The organism is Pseudomonas fluorescens, assembly GCF_902497895.1.
Classification (GTDB): Bacteria; Pseudomonadota; Gammaproteobacteria; order Pseudomonadales; family Pseudomonadaceae; genus Aquipseudomonas; species Aquipseudomonas fluorescens_BP.
In genome coordinates, this window is sequence record NZ_CABVHQ010000067.1 from 1 (window position 1) to 18,665 (window position 18,665).

Annotated in this window: 23 protein-coding genes; 17 read left to right on the plus strand and 6 right to left on the minus strand. The window is 59.1% G+C overall.

All coding sequences use genetic code 11. The features are described from left to right. The first annotated feature begins 440 nt into the window (after positions 1-440). Positions 441-1,454 (plus strand): DNA-binding protein, encoded by a 1,014-nt coding sequence (locus tag F8N21_RS24770; RefSeq protein ID WP_150644630.1) that lies wholly within the window; start codon positions 441-443, stop codon positions 1,452-1,454. Here F8N21_RS24770 and gorA read toward each other — a convergent pair. The 3 genes from gorA to galU form a co-directional block, all read right to left on the minus strand. Beyond that, positions 1,451-2,806 carry a glutathione-disulfide reductase gene (gorA, locus tag F8N21_RS24775; RefSeq protein WP_150644631.1) on the minus strand — a complete coding sequence of 452 codons (1,356 nt, stop codon included), beginning with the start codon at positions 2,804-2,806 and terminating at the stop codon, positions 1,451-1,453. The two genes, F8N21_RS24770 and gorA, sit on opposite strands and share 4 nt — an antisense overlap. Before the next feature lie 162 nt (positions 2,807-2,968). Continuing rightward, on the minus strand, positions 2,969-4,195 hold the full coding sequence (gene alr / locus F8N21_RS24780) for an alanine racemase (RefSeq protein ID WP_150644632.1): 1,227 nt from the start codon (positions 4,193-4,195) through the stop codon (positions 2,969-2,971). A gap of 255 nt (positions 4,196-4,450) precedes the next feature. Continuing rightward, entirely contained in the window at positions 4,451-5,290 is an 840-nt protein-coding gene (gene galU, locus F8N21_RS24785) for a UTP--glucose-1-phosphate uridylyltransferase GalU (RefSeq protein WP_150644633.1), read from the minus strand. 302 nt (positions 5,291-5,592) lie between these two features. On the opposite strand from galU, the gene F8N21_RS24790 reads away from it, so the two are divergent. Together F8N21_RS24790 and F8N21_RS24795 are read left to right on the plus strand one after the other, a co-directional pair. Beyond that, positions 5,593-5,781: a hypothetical protein gene (locus tag F8N21_RS24790; protein ID WP_150644634.1), complete on the plus strand. Its 189-nt coding sequence runs from the start codon at positions 5,593-5,595 to the stop codon at positions 5,779-5,781. A 141-nt stretch (positions 5,782-5,922) separates the two neighbouring features. After that, on the plus strand, positions 5,923-6,207 hold the full coding sequence (locus F8N21_RS24795; protein ID WP_150644635.1) for a hypothetical protein: 285 nt from the start codon (positions 5,923-5,925) through the stop codon (positions 6,205-6,207). Between the two features lie 25 nt (positions 6,208-6,232). Here F8N21_RS24795 and F8N21_RS24800 read toward each other — a convergent pair whose 3' ends face one another. Then, entirely contained in the window at positions 6,233-6,463 is a 231-nt protein-coding gene (locus tag F8N21_RS24800) for a hypothetical protein (protein WP_150644636.1), read from the minus strand. A 188-nt stretch (positions 6,464-6,651) separates the two neighbouring features. Next, on the minus strand, positions 6,652-7,044 hold the full coding sequence (locus F8N21_RS24805) for a hypothetical protein (RefSeq protein WP_150644637.1): 393 nt from the start codon (positions 7,042-7,044) through the stop codon (positions 6,652-6,654). Between the two features lie 209 nt (positions 7,045-7,253). Between F8N21_RS24805 and F8N21_RS24810 the strand changes: the two genes are divergently transcribed. The 5 genes from F8N21_RS24810 to ada all read left to right on the plus strand — a co-directional run bounded on the left by F8N21_RS24810 (position 7,254) and on the right by ada (position 10,503). Beyond that, entirely contained in the window at positions 7,254-7,556 is a 303-nt protein-coding gene (locus F8N21_RS24810) for a DUF1883 domain-containing protein (RefSeq protein ID WP_150644638.1), read from the plus strand. A 35-nt stretch (positions 7,557-7,591) separates the two neighbouring features. Continuing rightward, a complete protein-coding gene (locus tag F8N21_RS30570; protein WP_191624401.1) occupies positions 7,592-7,762 on the plus strand; it encodes a hypothetical protein in 171 nt (56 codons plus the stop codon). 212 nt (positions 7,763-7,974) lie between these two features. Further along, complete coding sequence (locus F8N21_RS24815) at positions 7,975-8,670, plus strand: 2OG-Fe(II) oxygenase (protein WP_150644671.1); 696 nt, start codon at positions 7,975-7,977, stop codon at positions 8,668-8,670. Beyond that, complete coding sequence (gene alkB, locus F8N21_RS24820) at positions 8,660-9,340, plus strand: DNA oxidative demethylase AlkB (protein ID WP_150644639.1); 681 nt, start codon at positions 8,660-8,662, stop codon at positions 9,338-9,340. The genes F8N21_RS24815 and alkB overlap by 11 nt, the downstream gene beginning before the upstream one ends. A 95-nt stretch (positions 9,341-9,435) precedes the next feature. After that, complete coding sequence (gene ada / locus F8N21_RS24825; protein ID WP_150644640.1) at positions 9,436-10,503, plus strand: bifunctional DNA-binding transcriptional regulator/O6-methylguanine-DNA methyltransferase Ada; 1,068 nt, start codon at positions 9,436-9,438, stop codon at positions 10,501-10,503. Positions 10,504-10,768: 265 nt separating this feature from the next. Here ada and F8N21_RS24830 read toward each other — a convergent pair whose 3' ends face one another. Next, positions 10,769-11,752: an MDR family oxidoreductase gene (locus tag F8N21_RS24830; RefSeq protein ID WP_150644641.1), complete on the minus strand. Its 984-nt coding sequence runs from the start codon at positions 11,750-11,752 to the stop codon at positions 10,769-10,771. 187 nt (positions 11,753-11,939) lie between these two features. Between F8N21_RS24830 and F8N21_RS24835 the strand changes: the two genes are divergently transcribed. From F8N21_RS24835 to F8N21_RS24875, 9 genes are all read left to right on the plus strand, one after another. Continuing rightward, entirely contained in the window at positions 11,940-13,004 is a 1,065-nt protein-coding gene (locus tag F8N21_RS24835) for an NAD(P)H-dependent flavin oxidoreductase (RefSeq protein WP_150644642.1), read from the plus strand. A 446-nt stretch (positions 13,005-13,450) separates the two neighbouring features. After that, positions 13,451-13,639, plus strand: coding sequence for a hypothetical protein (locus tag F8N21_RS24840; protein ID WP_150644643.1), 189 nt, complete (start codon positions 13,451-13,453; stop codon positions 13,637-13,639). Between the two features lie 26 nt (positions 13,640-13,665). Continuing rightward, positions 13,666-13,929: a hypothetical protein gene (locus tag F8N21_RS24845; protein ID WP_150644644.1), complete on the plus strand. Its 264-nt coding sequence runs from the start codon at positions 13,666-13,668 to the stop codon at positions 13,927-13,929. Positions 13,930-14,250: 321 nt separating this feature from the next. Next, positions 14,251-15,018, plus strand: coding sequence for a molybdate ABC transporter substrate-binding protein (modA, locus tag F8N21_RS24850; RefSeq protein ID WP_150644645.1), 768 nt, complete (start codon positions 14,251-14,253; stop codon positions 15,016-15,018). Further along, a complete protein-coding gene (gene modB / locus F8N21_RS24855) occupies positions 15,019-15,699 on the plus strand; it encodes a molybdate ABC transporter permease subunit (protein WP_150644646.1) in 681 nt (226 codons plus the stop codon). It abuts the gene before it with no gap. 3 nt (positions 15,700-15,702) lie between these two features. After that, positions 15,703-16,791 (plus strand): molybdenum ABC transporter ATP-binding protein, encoded by a 1,089-nt coding sequence (gene modC / locus F8N21_RS24860; RefSeq protein WP_150644647.1) that lies wholly within the window; start codon positions 15,703-15,705, stop codon positions 16,789-16,791. A 67-nt stretch (positions 16,792-16,858) separates the two neighbouring features. After that, entirely contained in the window at positions 16,859-17,893 is a 1,035-nt protein-coding gene (locus F8N21_RS24865) for a DNA topoisomerase IB (protein WP_150644648.1), read from the plus strand. Positions 17,894-18,003: 110 nt separating this feature from the next. Beyond that, positions 18,004-18,219, plus strand: a complete 216-nt coding sequence (locus tag F8N21_RS24870) for a hypothetical protein (protein WP_150644649.1) — start codon at positions 18,004-18,006, stop codon at positions 18,217-18,219. A gap of 137 nt (positions 18,220-18,356) precedes the next feature. Beyond that, complete coding sequence (locus F8N21_RS24875) at positions 18,357-18,587, plus strand: hypothetical protein (protein ID WP_150644650.1); 231 nt, start codon at positions 18,357-18,359, stop codon at positions 18,585-18,587. Positions 18,588-18,665 lie beyond the last annotated feature (78 nt).

Here is an 18,665-nt window from a genome sequence, read left to right on the forward strand (position 1 = left end):
AAGGCTGCGATCTTTTGACCTTGGCGCCAGCTCAGGCAACGAGTCGCCTATTGGGAAGATCAAAAGATCGCAGCCTGCGGCAGCTCCTACAGGGATTTGTGTACATCCGCGGTATCACGGGTGCATTCGGCCGGCGTAGGAGCTGCCGAAGGCTGCGATCTTTTGACCTTGGCGCCAGCTCAGGCAACGAGTCGCCTGCTGGGAGGATCAAAAGATCGCAGCCTGCGGCAGCTCCTACAGGATTTGTGTACATCCGCGAATTCGGCCGGCTACAGGGTGTTGTGTACGGATTTAGCGACCTAAACACGTCGAAACAGCTATGACACGGGGTAATACCAGTATATCCCATGCCAAAAATACAAAGCTTTAACTTTTTCAATCGCGTGATAAGGTATGTATATACATAGTACATACTACAGTACGAAATCGACGGAGCAAACATGGCACGTGGCGGCGTAAACAAAGCGGTGGTGCAAACGGCACGCCTGGCAATCCTCGCCCGTGGCGAGCACCCAAGCATCGATGCAGTACGGATCGAGATGGGCAATACCGGCTCGAAAACCACTATCCATCGCTACCTGAAGGAGCTGGATGACGGCGAGCAGCGTCTCGGAGCTCCACAGGAGCAGCTCGACGACGAGTTGACGGAATTGGTTACGCGCCTGGCGCAGCGCCTCAAGGAGCAGGCCCAGGAGCCGATCGATCGCGCCGAGGCGAGATTCGAAGCGCAAAGAAAGCTGCTGGAGACGCAACTGGCGCAAGTCCTGAACACCCAGGCTCAGCTCAAGCAACAGCTGGAGATTTCCAACGTGGCGCTGGCCGACGAGACCGCCACGCTGCAGAGCACCCGTTCGATGCTGCAGACCGAGCAAACCCGCAACGCCGGACTGAACCAGGCCCTGAGCGACTTCGAACTGCGCTTGAAAGACAAGGATGAGCAGATTCGCTCACTGGAAGAGAAGCACCTGCACGCCCGCGATGCGCTGGAGCACTACCGCAGCGCCATCAAGGAGCAACGCGAACAGGAACAACGCCGTCACGAAGGACAGCTGCAACAGGTTCAAATGGAATTGCGCCAGGCGCAGCAGAGCGCGCTGGTGCGTCAGGACGAGATCACCCAGCTGCACCGCGACAATGAGCGGCTATTGACCGAGAACCGCGGCACCCTCAGAGAGCTGAGCCTGACCCAGGAACAACTCAAGCAGATCAACAACCGTCATCAACAATTGCTGGAGCACTCGAACCGCATCGACAGTGAGCGCACCCTACTCCAGGAACGCTTGCGCGTCGCCTCGCTGGAAAGCCAGTCACTCCAGCATGCCGTCGACGAGCAGGCCCGAATCAACCAGGCGCTGGAGCTTTCCCTGACAAAAACCGAAGCCGCGTTGCAGGCCCTGCACCAAGCGTGCATGGCAATCACGGAGCCGGATGCCGAACCTGGCAAAGAGGATTAGCGGGCGACAGGCGTGCGCAGGGTGACGAATTCTTCGGCGGCCGTCGGATGCACGCCGATGGTTTCGTCGAAATCGCGCTTGGTCGCACCTGCCTTCAAGGCAATGGCCAGCCCCTGAACGATCTCGCCGGCATCCGGCCCGACCATGTGGCAACCCAGCACCTTATCGGTCTTGGCATCGACCACCAGCTTCATAAGCGTGCGCTCCTGGCATTCGGTCAGCGTCAGCTTCATGGGGCGGAAGCGGCTTTCGAAGACCTGCACGCTGTAGCCCTCTTCCCTGGCCTGCTCTTCAGTCAGGCCAACCGTGCCGATGTTCGGCAAGCTGAACACCGCCGTCGGGATCATCCGGTAATCCACCGCACGGTATTGCTCCGGCTTGAACAGACGGCGCGCCACGGCCATGCCTTCAGCCAGCGCGACCGGCGTCAGTTGCACGCGGCCAATCACATCACCGATGGCCAGAATCGACGGCTCACTGGTTTGATACTGCTCATCGACCTCGATGAAACCGCGCTTGTCGAGCTTCACCGCGGTGTTTTCCAACCCCAGATTGTCCAGCATCGGACGGCGACCCGTGGCATAGAACACGCAATCAGCTTCCAGCTGGCGACCATCCTTGAGCGTCACCTTCAAACTGCCATCGACCTCGTCGATGCGCTCGATGTCCGCATTGAACTGCAGATTCATTCCACGCTTGGTCAACTCTTCCTGCAAATGCGTGCGCACCGCACCATCGAAGCCGCGCAGGAACAGATTGCCGCGATACAACAGCGTGGTATCCGCTCCCAGGCCATGGAAGATCCCGGCGAATTCGACGGCGATGTAGCCACCACCGACCACCAGGACGCGCTTGGGCAACTCCTTCAGGAAGAACGCCTGGTTGGAGCTGATGGCATGCTCGTGACCCGGAATATCCGGAATCTGCGGCCAGCCACCGGTGGCGAGCAGAATGTGCCTGGCGGTGAAACGTTCGCCATTGATCTCCACCTGGTGCGGGTCGATCAGCCTGGCGTGACCTTCATGCAAGGTTACGCCGCTGTTGACCAGCAGGTTGCGATAGATACCGTTCAATCGATTGATCTCGCGGTCCTTGTTGGCAATCAGTGTTGGCCAATCGAATTCGGCCTCGCCGGGCGACCAGCCGAAACCCTTGGCCTGCTCAAAGTCTTCAGCGAAGTGCGCGCCATACACCAACAGCTTTTTCGGCACGCAACCGACGTTGACGCAGGTGCCACCCAGGTAGCGACTCTCGGCCACCGCCACTTTCGCGCCAAACCCCGCGGCAAACCGCGCAGCCCGCACCCCGCCAGAACCGGCGCCAATCACATAAAGGTCAAAATCGTAGGCCATTTCAATCTCCTCGGCAGGCCACAAGCATAACCGCTTCGGCTTTTTTGGGCAGTGCCGCAAGCTACTATGAGGCCGGAAAATGAAAAAGCTACCCGAACAGACTGGGTGGAAGCACGCTGAAGGTCTTTTATGCGTGGAACGTTTTAGCCTTTTCTCAGGCGCTTAGTGTCCGACAAGCACTTTAGGATTGGAATTGCCCCACAGGGTAAACAGATCCGCCATCAATACCCCATTGATACCCTCGACTTCGCCCTGGGCGATTTCGGCGCTGCCTTGTTTGCCGAACAACACCACTTCATCGCCACTTTTCACAGCCGGTGCGTCGGTGACGTCGACCATCAGGGTGTTCATCGACACTTTGCCCACCACCGGCACGCGATGGCCGCCGATCAAGACGAAACCTTTGTTGGTGAATGCGCGGATGTAGCCATCGGAATATCCGACAGTGATGTTGGCCAGTTTCGAATCACGGCTCAGGGTGTAGGCGCGGTCGTAGCCGACGGTGTTGCCTTTGGGGTAGCTGTTGACCGATGCAACACGGGATTTGAATTGCATCACTCGCTGGTATTCGCTGGGGGACGGCCCGGTGTCACCGAATAGCGCGCTGCCGGGGCGGACCATGTCCAGGCGCGACTCAGGCACTCGCAGGGTGGCGAAAGAGTTGGCGCTGTGCAGGGTGATGGTGCTGCGGTCCAGTTGTGCCACGCTCATCAGCCAATTGGCTTGTTCGTTGAAGGCTTTGAGCCCGGCGCGCACCTGGGCGGCCTCTTCGACGGCGAAGTGGGTCATGATCGCCTTCACTTCCAGGTTGGGTAGTTGGGTGATTGCCAGGGCGTCGCGACGGCCCTGGACTGTGCTCATATCGAGTCCGTTGCGGCTCATGCCGTTGGAGTTCAGGCCCAGGTGCACCACCAGTGGACGACCATGACGCCTGGCGATCAAGCTCGCCTGGAGTGCAAAATCGAAGTTACCCAGCAACTCTTCAATGTCATAGGCCAATGCGGCCTCCAGTTCGCTCGGAGCGGCGGTGCGCACGCGCATCAGTTGTCCCTTGAAGCCGCTCTCACGCACTACGCGCGCTTCTTCGTTGCTGGCAATGCCGACACAGGGCACGCCCATGGCGATCACCGAGGGCATCAACAAACCGATGCCGTGGCCGTAGGCATCGGCTTTCAGTACGGCGCAGATTTTCGATGCGTCGGCGAGGGTGGCTTGCAGAGCGCGGATATTGTGTTCGAACGCAGCTTTGTTGATTTCGACCCAGGCGTTGTTATCAGCACTGGCGTGAGCCGCGCTGTCGGTCACTGACAGTGGCGCTGCGGCGAAGGTCTGGCCTTGCAGAAAAACCAGACCCAGGGAGAGAGCAAGCAGAGTACGGGGCAATGGCATCAATAATCTCCATGACTTATTACCATTTGCAAGTCGGTATCGGTAGCGCTGTAACGCCAGGATTGTCCTACAAACAAATCGAAATTCGGGTCATGGATCTGTTCCAAGGCGTGTCCAGCCGAGGGCTTTTCGTAATCCATGGCGGCACTACAAAAGCAAACGCCCCGAACAAGTCGGGGCGTTTCTTCAGTCCGCCTTCAGTGCGTTTTCACGCAGTCAGCGAAGATGGCTTCAGAACAGCACGGCGAAGCGCTATCAGAAAGCCTTGCCAGTCTTGTAGAAGTGCTCGAAGCAGAAGTTGGTGGCTTCGATGTAGCCTTCAGCACCACCGCAGTCGAAACGCGTGCCTTTGAACTTGTAGGCAATCACACAACCGTCCTGGGCCTGCTTCATCAGGGCGTCGGTGATCTGGATCTCGCCACCTTTGCCCGGCTCGGTTTCTTCGATCAACTTGAAGATGTCCGGGGTCAGGATGTAACGACCGATGATCGCCAGGTTGGACGGCGCATCTTCAGGTTTTGGCTTCTCGACCATGTTCCGTACGCGGTACAGGTCATCACCGATCAAATCGCCGGCGATCACCCCGTATTTGTGGGTTTCCTGCGGGTCGACTTCCTGGATCGCGACGATCGTGCAACGGTACTGTTTGTACAGTTTGACCATTTGGGTCAGGACACCGTCGCCTTCCAGGTTGACGCACAAGTCGTCCGCCAGCACGACCGCGAACGGTTCGTCACCGATCAGTGGGCGACCGGTCAGAATCGCGTGGCCCAGGCCTTTCATTTCAGTCTGGCGAGTGTAGGAGAACGAGCACTCGTCGAGCAGCTTGCGGATGCCGACCAGGTACTTTTCCTTGTCGGTGCCCTTGATCTGGTTTTCCAGCTCGTAGCTGATGTCGAAGTGGTCTTCCAGGGCACGCTTGCCACGACCCGTCACGATGGAGATTTCTGTCAAGCCAGCGTCCAGTGCTTCTTCTACGCCGTACTGGATCAGTGGCTTGTTCACCACCGGCAGCATTTCTTTAGGCATGGCCTTGGTCGCTGGCAGGAAGCGAGTGCCGTAACCGGCTGCTGGGAACAAGCATTTCTTGATCATATGTGTCCTTGAAAGGGCTGTACGTACGAATTTGGCGCAGTCTAATCAGGCGGCGAGCACCTTTCAATGCCCGACGCGGGCTGACCGATGCCATCATAGAGAAATATCGAGGCCGATAGTTCCGCAGCATCTTATATATCGAGCCCGGCGTAAATCACCTTCTTGCCGCCAGGCCCGGTTTTTAAAGGGGCGGGTGCTATCGAAGGGATTTGCCTGGAAAATGGCGAGAATCCGCCAAATGCGCTTTTAATGCGTATTTGGCGCTATCATTGGGCGCTTGATCCAGCCAACGAGACAGATCGATGTCGGCAGTAAAAAGCGTGAACGGTTACCTGATCAATCAGGCAAAAGATGGCCAATGGTGGGTAGACAGCGCCAGCGGCGAAAACGTCGCCGGACCTTTCCCGTCCGAAGCCCTGGCCTGTGAAGTCGCAGAGGTCCTGCAGGACCAGCCGAAACCCCCGGCCCGGCGACGCAACGCCAAGTCCTGAGCACGATCCCAACCAAAAAGCCCTGCCCTTGCGCAGGGCCTTTTGGTGTTTATCTATACGAAAATGTCCTTTCGCTATAATCTCTCGGCCTTGGCCTCACCGTACCTGCCCCTCTATAACACCTCGACGACGACCACCGACATGAAAAAAATTCTGCTCTCCAGCGCGATACTCGCTGCTCTCAGCGGCTGTGCCAGTGCTGAAAAGACTTATCTGAAAAACGGCCAGCAAGGACTGACGATTGATTGTTCCGGGGGGGCCAACTCCTGGGAAACCTGCTATGAAAAAGCCGATAGCTCCTGTGCCGGCACCGGCTATGACATCATTGGCACCGATGGCACGCCGTCACCCAAGCCAAGCGACAAGACCCTGGGAGCCGACGTCGGCAACTACAAGAGCCGTAGCGTGCTGGTGGTCTGCAAGTAATCGCGCCCGAGCAGCCCCGGCTTGATCACATATGAATTTCCGCAAATTTGATTCCGAGCCCGCGCACGGTCTCGATCAGATCATCCAGGCTCGCGAATGATTCGACTTCATCGCTGTCATCCACCAGGAAATAACTGCGCCCCTCACTCTTCTTGAAAAACACGATCCACTCCCCCGGATCGGCCGGATTCTGAATCACATGGGTCGCCGAGATATGCCCCTCGGCATGCCGCACCCTTACCTGCTCACGCTTCATTACTGACTCCCAAAAAAACCGCGCAACACAACTGCCGGAGTTGACGGCATCTGTGTTCTATAGCGGCAGTTTATCGGATGCCTTGGTCTAGCGGTGCTCGACGTTGCCGCCAGCCAATCGGGTTCGCCAGAAATCCGCTGAAAACAAAAACGTCTGCCGAGCTACGAACAGGGCGTGTCTTCAGCTCTTCAGGCAGTAAACACCGAGGACGTTGCCAGTTTGCGTGGCAATCCGCCGGAAATGCACTCGTTGGCGGCATTGCCCACATCTGCGGGTCGCAACGGCATATTACTCATCCGCTCATAAAGCTTGATGCTGCTGCCGCTGGAACGCTCGTCGATTTCAAAGATCGCGGCCGGGCCGGACGAAAATTTTTGCGGGACAATCACCCGCACCCCTTCCTTGACTGGCTCAATCTGCAAGGCGCCACGGCTACTGGCCAGTTTGTCGACCACACACTTGGCGTAGTCCTGCGGATTTTTCCCCGAGATTACGCTCATGGTCGGCGGCGTCTGGTGGATATCCGAAACTGTCGCACAACCACTTATCACCAAGGTCAGAGCCCACACAGCTCGCTTCATATAAAATCTCCAGTAAAGACCCTCCGACAGCGCAAATGCTGTTTTTATCCGGCGCGCCGGGGTTTATCTCGCATAAACCCGCCGATAACTGTTTTTTATTATCAAAGCCCCACACGTCAGCCCGATAATAATCCGATCGGGCTGATAAACTGCGCCATGGCCCATGCTATCGTTTTGATTTTGTAGAAAAAGCCCTTCTGGAGGCGCCCATGAAATTTATCCACCAGCGCGAGCACCTCAACGAAGACGATATCGTCGTCATCGAGTGCTCCCAGGTATGCAACATCCGGCTGATGAACGACGCCAACTTCCGCAGCTTTAAAAATGGCGGTCGGCATACGTATCACGGCGGTGCGTTTGACAAGTTCCCGGCGAAAATCACTGCACCGAGCACCGGTTTCTGGAACATCACTATTGATACGGTCAACAACCGGGCAATCAGCGTGACCCGCAAACCGACCCTGACCCACTCGATCAAGATCATCCGCCGCTCCAGCTCGAAACTGCGCTGAAACCGCCCCACGATCAGACAGAAACAGGAACGACCGTGACCCAGACGACCAAGTACGTGATCAAATACAAACTCAATGGCGAGCGTCGTTTCGAGTTCGCGCAGCTGGAGTCCGGCACCGAGGAAGAAGCCAAGGCTGCGCTGGAGGCCCTTCATGGCCAGACCGACGACGTCATCAGCGATGTCAATGTGAGCAAGGCGCTGTAAGCGAACTGGAGCAACAGGGAAGTCACGCTCCTGCAGAGTGATCGGCCACTCGCAAGAATTCGACCGCAAGCACCGGAGTGTTGACCGCGGCGACGCTCCCTAGACTGGCAGACCTCAGCCTTGGGTTCAGGAGTCAGACCGTGCCCCTTCTACATCCCCCCTCCACACATTCCCTCGCGACTGTTCGACTGCTGGAGCAACGCCATGGGGCGCTGGATCTCGGGGCTCGGGACTGGACCACTATCGAGCAAAGCCTGGACCGGGATGGCAGCGTCATCCTGCCCGGGCTTCTCGACGCCACTGACTGCAACAACCTGAGTGCCCTGTATGAGCACCAGGCGCTGTTCCGCGCCCATGTGCTGATGGCTCGCCACGGCTTCGGGCGGGGCGAATACAAATACTTTCGCTACCCGCTGCCGATCCTGGTGGCGCAATTGCGCAATGAGTTGTATTCCCGGCTTGTCGGGTTGGCCAACCGCTGGAATGAACAGATGAACCTGCCCGTTCGCTATCCGCTGGAACACGAGGAATTCCTCCAGCGCTGCCATGCCGCCGGACAGCAACGACCGACACCGCTGTTGCTGGAATATGGGCCTGGGGACTACAACTGCCTGCATCAGGATCTGTATGGCGAGCATGTATTCCCGTTGCAGGTGGCGATCCTGCTGTCCGCCCCCTTCGATGACTTCACCGGCGGCGAGTTCGTCATCACCGAACAACGCCCACGGATGCAGTCGCGGCCGCAAGTTATCGGTCTGAACAAAGGCGATGCGCTGATTTTTGCCGTGAATCAGCGGCCGGTGCAAGGTGTTCGAGGCTTCTACCGAGTCACCCTGCGCCACGGCGTGAGTCGCCTGCATTCGGGTAAACGGCATACTCTTGGAATCATATTTCACGATGCGCAGTGATCAGCTGAAACCCACGACCCTTGATCTGTTTGCCGACGCAGAGGTGCAGCAACCCGCCACAAGCCAACAGATCGGCGAGCAGTCCCTGGTGCTCAGAGGCTTTGCCCTGCCTTGGCTGGAGCGCTTGTTGCCGGCGCTGGATGAGGTTCTGCTGGCTGCGCCGTTTCGACAGATGATCACCCCCGGCGGCTTTACCATGTCGGTGGGCTTGAGCAGTTGTGGCACGCTCGGCTGGACCACCGATCGAACCGGCTACCGCTACACCCACACCGATCCACAAACCGCTCAGCCCTGGCCCGATATGCCGACGGTGTTCCTGGAGCTGGCTCAGGCCGCGGCGCTGGCCGCGGGATTTGGCGACTTCATGCCCGATTCCTGCCTGATCAACCGTTACGTGCCGGGGGCCAAGATGTCCTTGCACCAGGACAAGAACGAACGCGACTACAGCGCTCCGATCGTTTCGGTGTCCCTGGGGTTACCGGCCATCTTCCTGTTCGGCGGGCATGCACGCAGTGATAAAAGCCAGAGGGTGCCGTTGTTTCATGGAGACATCGTAGTCTGGGGCGGCGTGGATCGCTTGCGCTATCACGGCATACTGCCGCTCAAGGACGGCCAGCACTCGCGACTCGGCGCGCAACGGATCAACTTCACTTTCCGCACTGCTGGCTGAAAGACCCCTGATTCGGAATTTGACCGCAAGACCCGGAGTGCCCTCGCCCCTCCTGCTCGCTAATCTGAGCTGAACCCGTAATCGAGTGGAACACCATGACCTCCACCTGCGCAAAAACCATCACAGAAAATGATCCACGCTGGTCGGCGGTGCTGGCACGCGATCCGCGCGCGGACGATCAATTTGTCTATGCGGTGAAAACCACCGGCATTTATTGTCGGCCGAGCAGCCTGGCGCGTCTGCCGAAGCCGGAAAACGTCGAATTCTTCGACTCCGCCGAACAGGCCCAGGCCGCCGGTTATCGTCCGAGCAAACGCGCCGCAAAGGACCAGACGGCTGTCGCGGCGCAACACGCGGCGCTGGTGGCAACAGCCTGTCGGCAGATTGAGTCCGCCGAAACCCTGCCCAGCCTGAAAGAACTGGCACAGACGGCGGGGATGAGTAGCTTTCACTTTCATCGAGTCTTCAAAGCGCTCACCGGACTGACCCCCAAGGGCTACGCCACAGGTCACCGTTCGCGCAAAGTCCGCGAGCGGCTCGCAGACGGCAACTCGATAACGGACTCGCTGTATGACGCCGGTTTCAATTCCAACAGTCGTTTCTACGAGTCAGCCGATAACCTGCTCGGCATGAAACCCAGCGATTACCGCGCCGGCGGAATGAATACCGACATCCGCTTTGCCGTTGGCCAGTGCTCCCTGGGCGCGATCCTGGTTGCTCAAAGCAGCCGCGGAGTCTGCGCGATTCTCCTGGGCGACGATCCCGAGGCGCTGGTCCACGATCTGCAGGACAAATTTCCCCGGGCCAATCTGATTGGCGCCGACCCTGATTTTGAACAACTGATTGCCAAGGTTGTGGGTTTTATCGAAGCGCCGGCCCTTGGCCTGGACCTGCCCCTGGACTTGCGCGGCACGGCCTTTCAAGAGCGGGTGTGGATGGCGCTGCGGGAGATTCCGCCGGGCAGCACCGCCAGCTACGCCGAAATCGCCCAGCGCATCGGCGCACCGAAATCCTTCCGCGCCGTGGCCCAGGCTTGCGGCGCCAACAGCCTGGCGGTGGCAATCCCTTGCCATCGGGTGGTGCGCAGCGACGGCAACCTCTCGGGCTATCGCTGGGGCGTGGAGCGCAAACGCCAGTTGCTGGAGCGGGAGAGCCAGGCTTAGAAAATCCTGGGGGCGGACGATATTTGTGATGAGCGGCTTACTGTGGCGAGGGGGCTTGTCGGAACGCCGCATCGCCCCGCTGGGTCGCGAAGCGGCCCTAAAGCCTGCAACTCCATTTTATCAGGCACACCGCATTCACAGGGTTTACGGTTGCTGCGCAACCGAACGGGGCGATGCGGCGTTCCGACAAGCCCCCTCGCCACAGCAAGCCCCCTCGCCACAGGTCCGATGCTCAGTTGAAAATCGGCATTAGCCCGAGTCTCGCTCAACGATTCACATCCACCACCACCCTGCCCCGCAGCTGACCGGCGAGTAACCGCGGCGCAGCCTCTATGGCTTCACTCAAGGCTATTTCATGACTGATCAGCGCCAGCAAGCTGAAGTCCAGATCCGTGGCCAGGCGATTCCAGGCAAGGATTCGGTTGGCCTTGGGCTGGGTCACGCTATTGATCCCGGCCAGGGTGATGCCGCGCAAAATGAACGGCGCCACCGACCCCGGAAAATCCATGCCCTGGGCCAGACCACAGGCGGCCACGGTGCCATTGGCGCGGGTGCCGGCACAGGCATTGGCCAGGGTGTGACTGCCCACCGAGTCGATCACCGCCGCCCAGCGTTCCTTGGCCAGCGGCTTGCCTGGCGCTGACAGGCTGGCGCGGTCGATAATTTCGCCGGCGCCCAGTTGTTGCAGATAAGCGCGTTCCGCAGCACGTCCGGTGGACGCCACGACCTGATAACCAAGCTTGTGCAGCAAGGCGATGGCAAAGCTGCCGACTCCGCCGTTGGCACCGGTGACCAGCACTTCGCCCTGATCCGGGGTCACGCCATTGCGTTCCAGAGCCAAAATACAGAGCATCGCCGTGTAACCCGCGGTACCGATGGCCATGGCCTGGGCCGGGGTGAATGCCGCAGGCAGTGGAATCAGCCAGTCACCGTCCAGTCGGGCCTTCTGCGCCAGACCACCCCAATGTTCTTCGCCGACACCCCAGCCATTGAGCAAGACTTTGTCCCCGGCCTTGTAGTCGGGATGAGTGCTGACTTCGACGGTCCCGGCCAGATCAATCCCCGGCACCATGGGGAATTTGCGCACTACCGGACTGCTGCCGGTGATGGCCAGGCCGTCCTTGAAGTTCAAGGTGCTATAGGCCACATCTACCGTGACATTACCCTGCGGTAACTGTTCTTCGCTGATTTGAGTCAGATTGGCCCGATAACCACTTTGGTCTTTCTCGATCAAAATACCATTGAACATAGCGCCTCCTGGTACAGCGATGAATGCGGGATGACAGGGACATTAGACTTATCGTCCCCCAAGTCAATTGCGCCAAAGGCATAATCGACAACCAAGCTGAAAGTCGACTGGCCCTGCGCCAATCACTCCTGATACAAACATCCTGTTGCCGTCCTTATCTATTTTCGACGTAGGAGAACAACCAGAAATGAGCCAATGGCCTGATACCCGCATTCTTGACCTGCTCGGCATTGAGCTGCCGATTATTCAAGCACCCATGGCTGGCGCCACCACTTCAGCCATGGTCATCGCCGCCAGCAATGCCGGCGGCCTGGGCTCCTTGCCGGCGGCGATGCTGAGTATCGAGCAGCTGCGCGAGGAGCTGAAGTTCATCCGCCAGCACAGCCAGCGCCCGCTGAACGTGAATTTTTTCTGCCATCAGCCACCCACCGCCGATGCCGGACGCGAGCAACACTGGAAGAACCTGCTGGAACCCTACTATCGGGAACTGGGTGTCGATTTCGACGCACCCACGCCCGTCTCCAACCGCGCACCCTTCGATAATGCCGCCTGTGAAGTGCTCGAAGAGTTTCGCCCGGAAGTGGTCAGCTTTCATTTCGGCTTGCCTGAACAGTCGTTGCTGGACCGGGTCAAAGCCACCGGGGCAAAGATTCTGTCCTCGGCGACCAGCGTCGATGAAGCGATCTGGCTGGAGCAGCACGGCTGCGACGCGATCATCGCCATGGGCTATGAAGCCGGCGGCCATCGCGGGATGTTTCTCAGCGCCGACCTCAACACTCAGGTCGGAACCATGGCCCTGGTGCCGCAAATCGTCGATGCCGTCAGCGTCCCGGTCATCGCCGCGGGCGGGATAGGCGATGCCCGAGGGATCGCCGCGGCTTTTCTGCTCGGCGCCTCGGCGGTGCAATTGGGTACGGCCTATCTGTTCACTCCTGAGGCGAAAGTGACAGCGTCGCACCACAAAGCCCTGCGCACTGCCAAAGACAGCGAAACAGCTCTGACCAATATCTTCACCGGCCGCCCGGCGCGGGGAATTCTCAATCGGGTGATGCGCGAACTTGGCCCGATCAGCCCGGCGGCACCCGCCTTTCCGCTGGCTGGCGGCGCCTTGATGCCACTGCGTGCCAAAGGCGAGGCCGATTTCAGCAACCTCTGGTCTGGCCAGGCGCTACGACTGGGCGTTGAACTGCCAACAGCCGAGTTGACCAGGCTGCTGGCTGCGCAGGCATTGGCCAAATTGACCGTGCGTTAAACTCTCGAAAACGGCGTAGCAGCTGCCGAGCCTGCGAGGCTGCGTTCGAGCCGGGGTCGCGCTCGACCGAAGTCCTCGCAAATCCTGCGTACGCGGTTGCCTGAAAGAACCCATTGCCTGATTTAACGACCGCTTCGCAGTCGAACGCAGCCTCGCAGGCTCGGCAGCTGCTACGAACGTGCTGAGCAAGCTCTTGACCTCCATAGCTTCAAAATACTTGCCCTTCCCACTCTCGCCTACTGTCATAAATGACAGCCAGCTAGAATGCTTTTGCGATGAGCGCTACCCGCTTATTTCAATTGCTTTGGATCTACCCATCCGCTGAAACCCCTCATCCCTACTCCACATTCGTAATCGTCTGATAGACCTGCCGCCGATTCTTCAAGACCATCGAGCCAGCGCCGTCGCTGGTGACCGGCGCGCCCTCCGCCACCGAGACCGGACCGATGACTACACCCCTTCGCGGCCTGTGCGCCCTATTGATAACCATAACCCTCAACGCCCAGGCCAACGACCTGTCAACTCTGACAGTAGACATCTCCGATGTTCAGATCGCAGGCTTGTACCCGGAACAACTCCACCTCAAGACCCGGAGATGGGCGCCCATTGACGCCCTGCTGTGGAACACCGCATAGCGTACGACCGCAAGAGGAGCTGAATCATGGACATCAGGGATTGCTTTACCGGTGACAACGTAACGTTGATTACGCGACACAGTGGCCTCAACAACGGCATCAGTTGTCGATCAGGCTACATCCGGCAGATCGACAAGGCCGCCGAAAAGCTGGTTCTGGCCTCCCACTTCGGTCACGAGGCGTGGTCGATCGAGTTTGAGGCCATTGTGCGTTGTGACCGCTGGAGGGCCAAACACACCTCCCAGTACTTATGGCCATACCACCGAAAGCCCGGTCGCCCTGTGGTTTAACTGCACAAGGCCTGATCCAGATCGCGCCGTTCACCACTTGAGCTGCGCTTCACCCCCTGCGTCACTGCTTCCAGTTCCGTTCGCTGGCGATTCGCTATATATTCAACTATATAGCGTTTGGCCCATGCCCGAATACTGTAGGAGCGAGCTTGCTCGCGATGGACCCAAGGGCGGCGCGTTTATTCAGAAAACACCCGTGATCGTTAACGTCCATCGCGAGCAAGCTCGCTCCCACTGGGTTCTGCGCCCTCTTTTATTGCCCCGGCGCAGTCCACTTCCAATCACAACCTGTTCCTACACTCGACCCCATGGAGCTGCTACATGACTATTCGCGCCTCAGGTTTTGCCCCTGCCTGCCTGGCATCCTTGCTCGCAGTCTGCGCTTTCGGATCGGCTCAGGCCGATGAGGTCCAGGTGGCGGTAGCGGCCAATTTCACCGCGCCGATTCAGGCGATCACCGCCGATTTCGAAAAAGACACCGGGCACAAACTGGTCGCCGCTTACGGGGCAACCGGCCAGTTCTATACCCAGATCAAGAACGGTGCGCCGTTCGAAGTGTTCCTCAGCGCCGATGACACCACGCCGCAGAAACTCGAATCCGAAGGCGACAGCGTCAAAGGCTCGCGCTTTACCTACGCCATCGGCACCCTGGCGCTGTGGTCGGCCAAGGACGGTTACGTCGATGCCAAGGGCAAGGTGCTCACCGACAACCAGTATCAGCACCTGTCCATCGCCAATCCGAAAGCCGCCCCTTACGGTCTCGCCGCCACTCAGGTTTTGGCCAGGCTGGGCCTGACCGACCAGGTCAAAGGAAAGATCGTCGAAGGCCAGAACATCACCCAGGCCTATCAGTTCGTCTCTACCGGCAACGCCGAACTGGGCTTTGTCGCCTTGTCGCAGATCTATAAAGACGGCAAAGTCACCAGCGGCTCTGCCTGGATCGTTCCGGCCGAGATGCATGAACCGATCAAACAAGACGCGGTGATCCTCAACAAAGGCAAAGACAACCCGGCCGCCAAGGCACTGGTTGACTACCTCAAGGGCCCGAAAGCCGCAGCCGTCATCAGATCCTACGGTTACCAACTCTAAATGCCACTAACGAGTGCCGACTTTTCTGCCATTTGGCTGACCCTGAAACTGGCGTCATTGACTACGGCCATCCTGTTGCTGATCGGCACTCCAATTGCGTTATGGCTGTCGCGCACCCGCTCCTGGCTGCGCGGGCCGATTGGCGCGATAGTCGCCCTGCCCCTGGTGCTGCCGCCGACCGTGATCGGCTTCTATCTGCTGCTGGCCCTCGGGCCTCACGGCTTTGTCGGGCGCTTCACCGAATCTCTGGGGCTGGGCACTCTGACCTTCAGTTTCAGCGGTCTGGTGATCGGCTCGGTCATCTACTCGATGCCCTTTGTCGTGCAGCCGTTGCAGAACGCCTTTTCCGCCATCGGCAGCCGGCCACTGGAAGTCGCCGCGACCTTGCGCGCCAACCCGTGGGACACTTTCTTCAGCGTTATCCTGCCGTTGGCCAGGCCCGGTTTTATCACCGCGGCCATTCTCGGCTTCGCCCATACCGTGGGCGAGTTCGGCGTGGTGCTGATGATCGGCGGCAATATCCCGGACAAAACCCGGGTGGTCTCGGTGCAGATCTACGACCGGGTCGAGGCCATGGAATATCTGCAGGCCCATTGGCTGGCCGGCGCCATGCTGGTGTTCTCGTTCCTGATTCTGCTTGCGCTTTATTCGAGCCGCAAAACCAAAGCCGGCTGGAGCTGATCGATGACTTCACTGATTCACGTTCGCCTGCAGCTGAGTTATCCCGACTTCTCCCTGGACCTCGACCTGCAACTGCCAGGACGCGGGGTCACGGCGCTGTATGGCCATTCCGGCTCGGGTAAAACCACTTGCTTGCGCTGTATCGCCGGCCTGGAAAAAGCCGAACAAGGCTTTATCCGGATCAACGACGAAGTCTGGCAAGACAGCGGCCAAAAAATCTTCCTCGCCCCGCATAAACGCGCACTGGGTTACGTCTTCCAGGAGGCCAGTCTGTTTCCCCACCTGTCGGTGCTGGCCAATCTGGAGTTCGGCCTCAAGCGCATCCCGCGCCAGCAACGTCGCGTGGACATGGCCCACGCCACCGAACTGCTGGGGATCGGCCATTTGCTCGACCGCCATCCGCAGCACTTGTCGGGGGGTGAGCGGCAGCGCATCGGCATGGCTCGCGCGCTGTTGACCAGCCCCGGGATACTGCTGATGGATGAGCCATTGGCGGCGCTGGACACTCAGCGTAAAAACGAGATCCTGCCCTACCTCGAGCGCCTGCACGACGAGCTGGAGATCCCGGTGCTGTACGTCAGTCACTCCCAGGATGAGGTCGCGCGGCTGGCCGATCACATTGTCCTGCTCAGCGAAGGCCGAGCCCTGGCCAGCGGCCCGATCGGCGAAACCCTGGCGCGGCTCGATTTGCCGTTGGCGCTGGGTGACGATGCCGGCGTGGTGATCGAAGGCCAGGTCAGCGCCTACGACCCTCACTATCAACTGCTGACCCTGCAATTACCGGGCAGCCAGCTGAACGTTCGAGTCACCCATTCACCACTGGCCAGCGCCAGGACGTTACGCTTCAAAGTCCAGGCGCGTGACGTCAGCCTGAGCCTGGAAGATGCCAGGCACAGCAGCATTCTCAATCGCTTGCCGGTCACGGTGATCAGCCAGATCCCCGCCGATAACGCCGCCCATGTGCTGGTACGCCTGGACGCGGCGGGTACCGCGTTACTGGCGCGGATCACCCGTTACTCCCGAGACCAGTTGAACCTGCAACCGGGCCAGCAACTCTGGGCGCAGATCAAGGCGGTGGCCGTCCTGGCTTGAACATCGGGCAACCCCGTGCGGTCAATGGCAATACAGGCCCCTGATTTGCTGCACGGGACTAACCGCCATGCCAGATACATCGCTGCCCGATCTACCTCGCGACCTGCACTATGTCGATGACACTCAGCCTGGCATTCGGCGAAAACTGCAGCGGGGTAAATTCAGCTACTTCGACGCCCAGGGTCAACGCATCCGCGATCCGCGGGAAATTCAACGCATCAACGCCCTGGCGGTACCGCCCGCCTACACCGATGTCTGGATCTGCGCCGATCCCTGCGGTCATCTGCAGGCCACCGGCCGCGACGCCCGCGGTCGCAAACAGTACCGCTATCACCCGCGCTGGCGGGAAGTGCGTGACACCGACAAGTATTCACGCCTGCTCGAATTCGGCATGGCCTTGCCGAAACTGCGCAAACAGCTCGAAGCACTGCTGGCCGCTCCGGGCTTCAGCCGCGACAAGGTCATGGCCACCGTGATCACCTTGCTCGATGCCACGCTGATTCGCGTCGGCAACACTCAATATGCCCGGGACAACCGCTCATACGGGCTGACCACCCTGCGCAACAAACATGTCGAAATCAAAGGCAGCGCGATACTTTTCCAGTTCCGCGGCAAGAGCGGCGTCGAGCACCAGGTCACGCTCAAGGACCCACGCCTGGCGCGGATCATCAAGCGCTGCCTGGAGTTGCCGGGGCAAAACCTGTTCCAGTATCTGGACGAGAATGGCGAACGGCACAGCGTCAGTTCCTCTGACGTCAACACTTACCTGCAGACCCTCACCGGTGCCGAGTTCACCGCCAAGGATTATCGAACCTGGGCCGGCAGTACCCAGGCATTGGCGGTACTGCGCAAACTGCATTGGCAGCCGGAGTCCGATGCAAAAAAACATATTGTCGAGATGGTCAAAAACGTCGCCAGACAGCTCGGCAATACTCCCGCCGTGTGCCGCAAATGCTACATCCACCCGGCGCTGCTGGAGGGTTTCTTGCTGGGCGCACTGGCCGAACTGCCCAGGCCCAGGGTCCGTAAAGGCTTGAAAGCCGAAGAGGTCCGGCTGGCGACGTTCCTCGATCAATTGGCGAACCACACACCGAATGCCTGACGGGTGTGGCCTTTATCGGCCTTTCAGCGGCATGACCGCCTGGCGCAGGTTATTGCAGCTTTCAAACTTGCTTCTATAGTTGTTGTGTCACGAATCATAGTGGTAACGCCATGGAAGACATTTTCGTTGTGAAGCGCTGTAACAAGATCACCATTCAGGGCCGCAGAGACGGAGAAACTTCTCATCTGGTTCCGGCAACCGACTGGTACCGGATCGCCGATACCCGCACCGGCGGTTTCATAGGGGACGGTTATGATCGCCAGGCGCAAGCCGAGCGTGAATGCCAGCGACTGAATGCGGTCAGCAAGCGAGTTTCATCTTGTTAGCGTTGTCCGACACCGCTGGAGTTTACCGGGTCTATACTGATTTCAGCTGAAGGATCAGCCCATCGGCAGAAAGCTCGCTCCTCGCGGGCTTTTTGCTGCGACCAGGCAGATTCTCTCACTCAATGGAGGTGTTCCAAATGTCCGAGAAAGAGTCCATCACCACGCTGCTGACACTGCTCGACTCCCGGCAGGTCCGACTAGCCGCTGCCTGCAAGGAAATCGCCGACTGGGTCGACCATCAAGGTGGCCATCCCACCGCACTGCGCATACGTGACCGTCTGAGAGAGATAGAGACCGAAACCCCGCTGGTTAGAAGCGCCCTGACCTCGCTGAAACCTGTCGAGCCGCCTCTTCCTCGATTCAGGTAACGGCGTGCACCAAAATCCCCCCAAGGACCTGATGAGGCAGACTGCGAGAGCCAGGCAATCAACTACGCCGACAACACC

What these genes read in the sequence shown, in the direction of transcription:
- F8N21_RS24770 (WP_150644630.1), top strand. Translation starts at nt 441, where the DNA reads ATGGCACGTGGCGGCGTAAACAAAGCGGTGGTGCAAACGGCACGCCTG.
- gorA (WP_150644631.1), bottom strand. Translation starts at nt 2,806, where the DNA reads ATGGCCTACGATTTTGACCTTTATGTGATTGGCGCCGGTTCTGGCGGG.
- alr (WP_150644632.1), bottom strand. Translation starts at nt 4,195, where the DNA reads ATGCCATTGCCCCGTACTCTGCTTGCTCTCTCCCTGGGTCTGGTTTTT.
- galU (WP_150644633.1), bottom strand. Translation starts at nt 5,290, where the DNA reads ATGATCAAGAAATGCTTGTTCCCAGCAGCCGGTTACGGCACTCGCTTC.
- F8N21_RS24790 (WP_150644634.1), top strand. Translation starts at nt 5,593, where the DNA reads ATGTCGGCAGTAAAAAGCGTGAACGGTTACCTGATCAATCAGGCAAAA.
- F8N21_RS24795 (WP_150644635.1), top strand. Translation starts at nt 5,923, where the DNA reads ATGAAAAAAATTCTGCTCTCCAGCGCGATACTCGCTGCTCTCAGCGGC.
- F8N21_RS24800 (WP_150644636.1), bottom strand. Translation starts at nt 6,463, where the DNA reads ATGAAGCGTGAGCAGGTAAGGGTGCGGCATGCCGAGGGGCATATCTCG.
- F8N21_RS24805 (WP_150644637.1), bottom strand. Translation starts at nt 7,044, where the DNA reads ATGAAGCGAGCTGTGTGGGCTCTGACCTTGGTGATAAGTGGTTGTGCG.
- F8N21_RS24810 (WP_150644638.1), top strand. Translation starts at nt 7,254, where the DNA reads ATGAAATTTATCCACCAGCGCGAGCACCTCAACGAAGACGATATCGTC.
- alkB (WP_150644639.1), top strand. Translation starts at nt 8,660, where the DNA reads ATGCGCAGTGATCAGCTGAAACCCACGACCCTTGATCTGTTTGCCGAC.
- ada (WP_150644640.1), top strand. Translation starts at nt 9,436, where the DNA reads ATGACCTCCACCTGCGCAAAAACCATCACAGAAAATGATCCACGCTGG.
- F8N21_RS24830 (WP_150644641.1), bottom strand. Translation starts at nt 11,752, where the DNA reads ATGTTCAATGGTATTTTGATCGAGAAAGACCAAAGTGGTTATCGGGCC.
- F8N21_RS24835 (WP_150644642.1), top strand. Translation starts at nt 11,940, where the DNA reads ATGAGCCAATGGCCTGATACCCGCATTCTTGACCTGCTCGGCATTGAG.
- F8N21_RS24840 (WP_150644643.1), top strand. Translation starts at nt 13,451, where the DNA reads ATGACTACACCCCTTCGCGGCCTGTGCGCCCTATTGATAACCATAACC.
- F8N21_RS24845 (WP_150644644.1), top strand. Translation starts at nt 13,666, where the DNA reads ATGGACATCAGGGATTGCTTTACCGGTGACAACGTAACGTTGATTACG.
- modA (WP_150644645.1), top strand. Translation starts at nt 14,251, where the DNA reads ATGACTATTCGCGCCTCAGGTTTTGCCCCTGCCTGCCTGGCATCCTTG.
- modB (WP_150644646.1), top strand. Translation starts at nt 15,019, where the DNA reads ATGCCACTAACGAGTGCCGACTTTTCTGCCATTTGGCTGACCCTGAAA.
- modC (WP_150644647.1), top strand. Translation starts at nt 15,703, where the DNA reads ATGACTTCACTGATTCACGTTCGCCTGCAGCTGAGTTATCCCGACTTC.
- F8N21_RS24865 (WP_150644648.1), top strand. Translation starts at nt 16,859, where the DNA reads ATGCCAGATACATCGCTGCCCGATCTACCTCGCGACCTGCACTATGTC.
- F8N21_RS24870 (WP_150644649.1), top strand. Translation starts at nt 18,004, where the DNA reads ATGGAAGACATTTTCGTTGTGAAGCGCTGTAACAAGATCACCATTCAG.
- F8N21_RS24875 (WP_150644650.1), top strand. Translation starts at nt 18,357, where the DNA reads ATGTCCGAGAAAGAGTCCATCACCACGCTGCTGACACTGCTCGACTCC.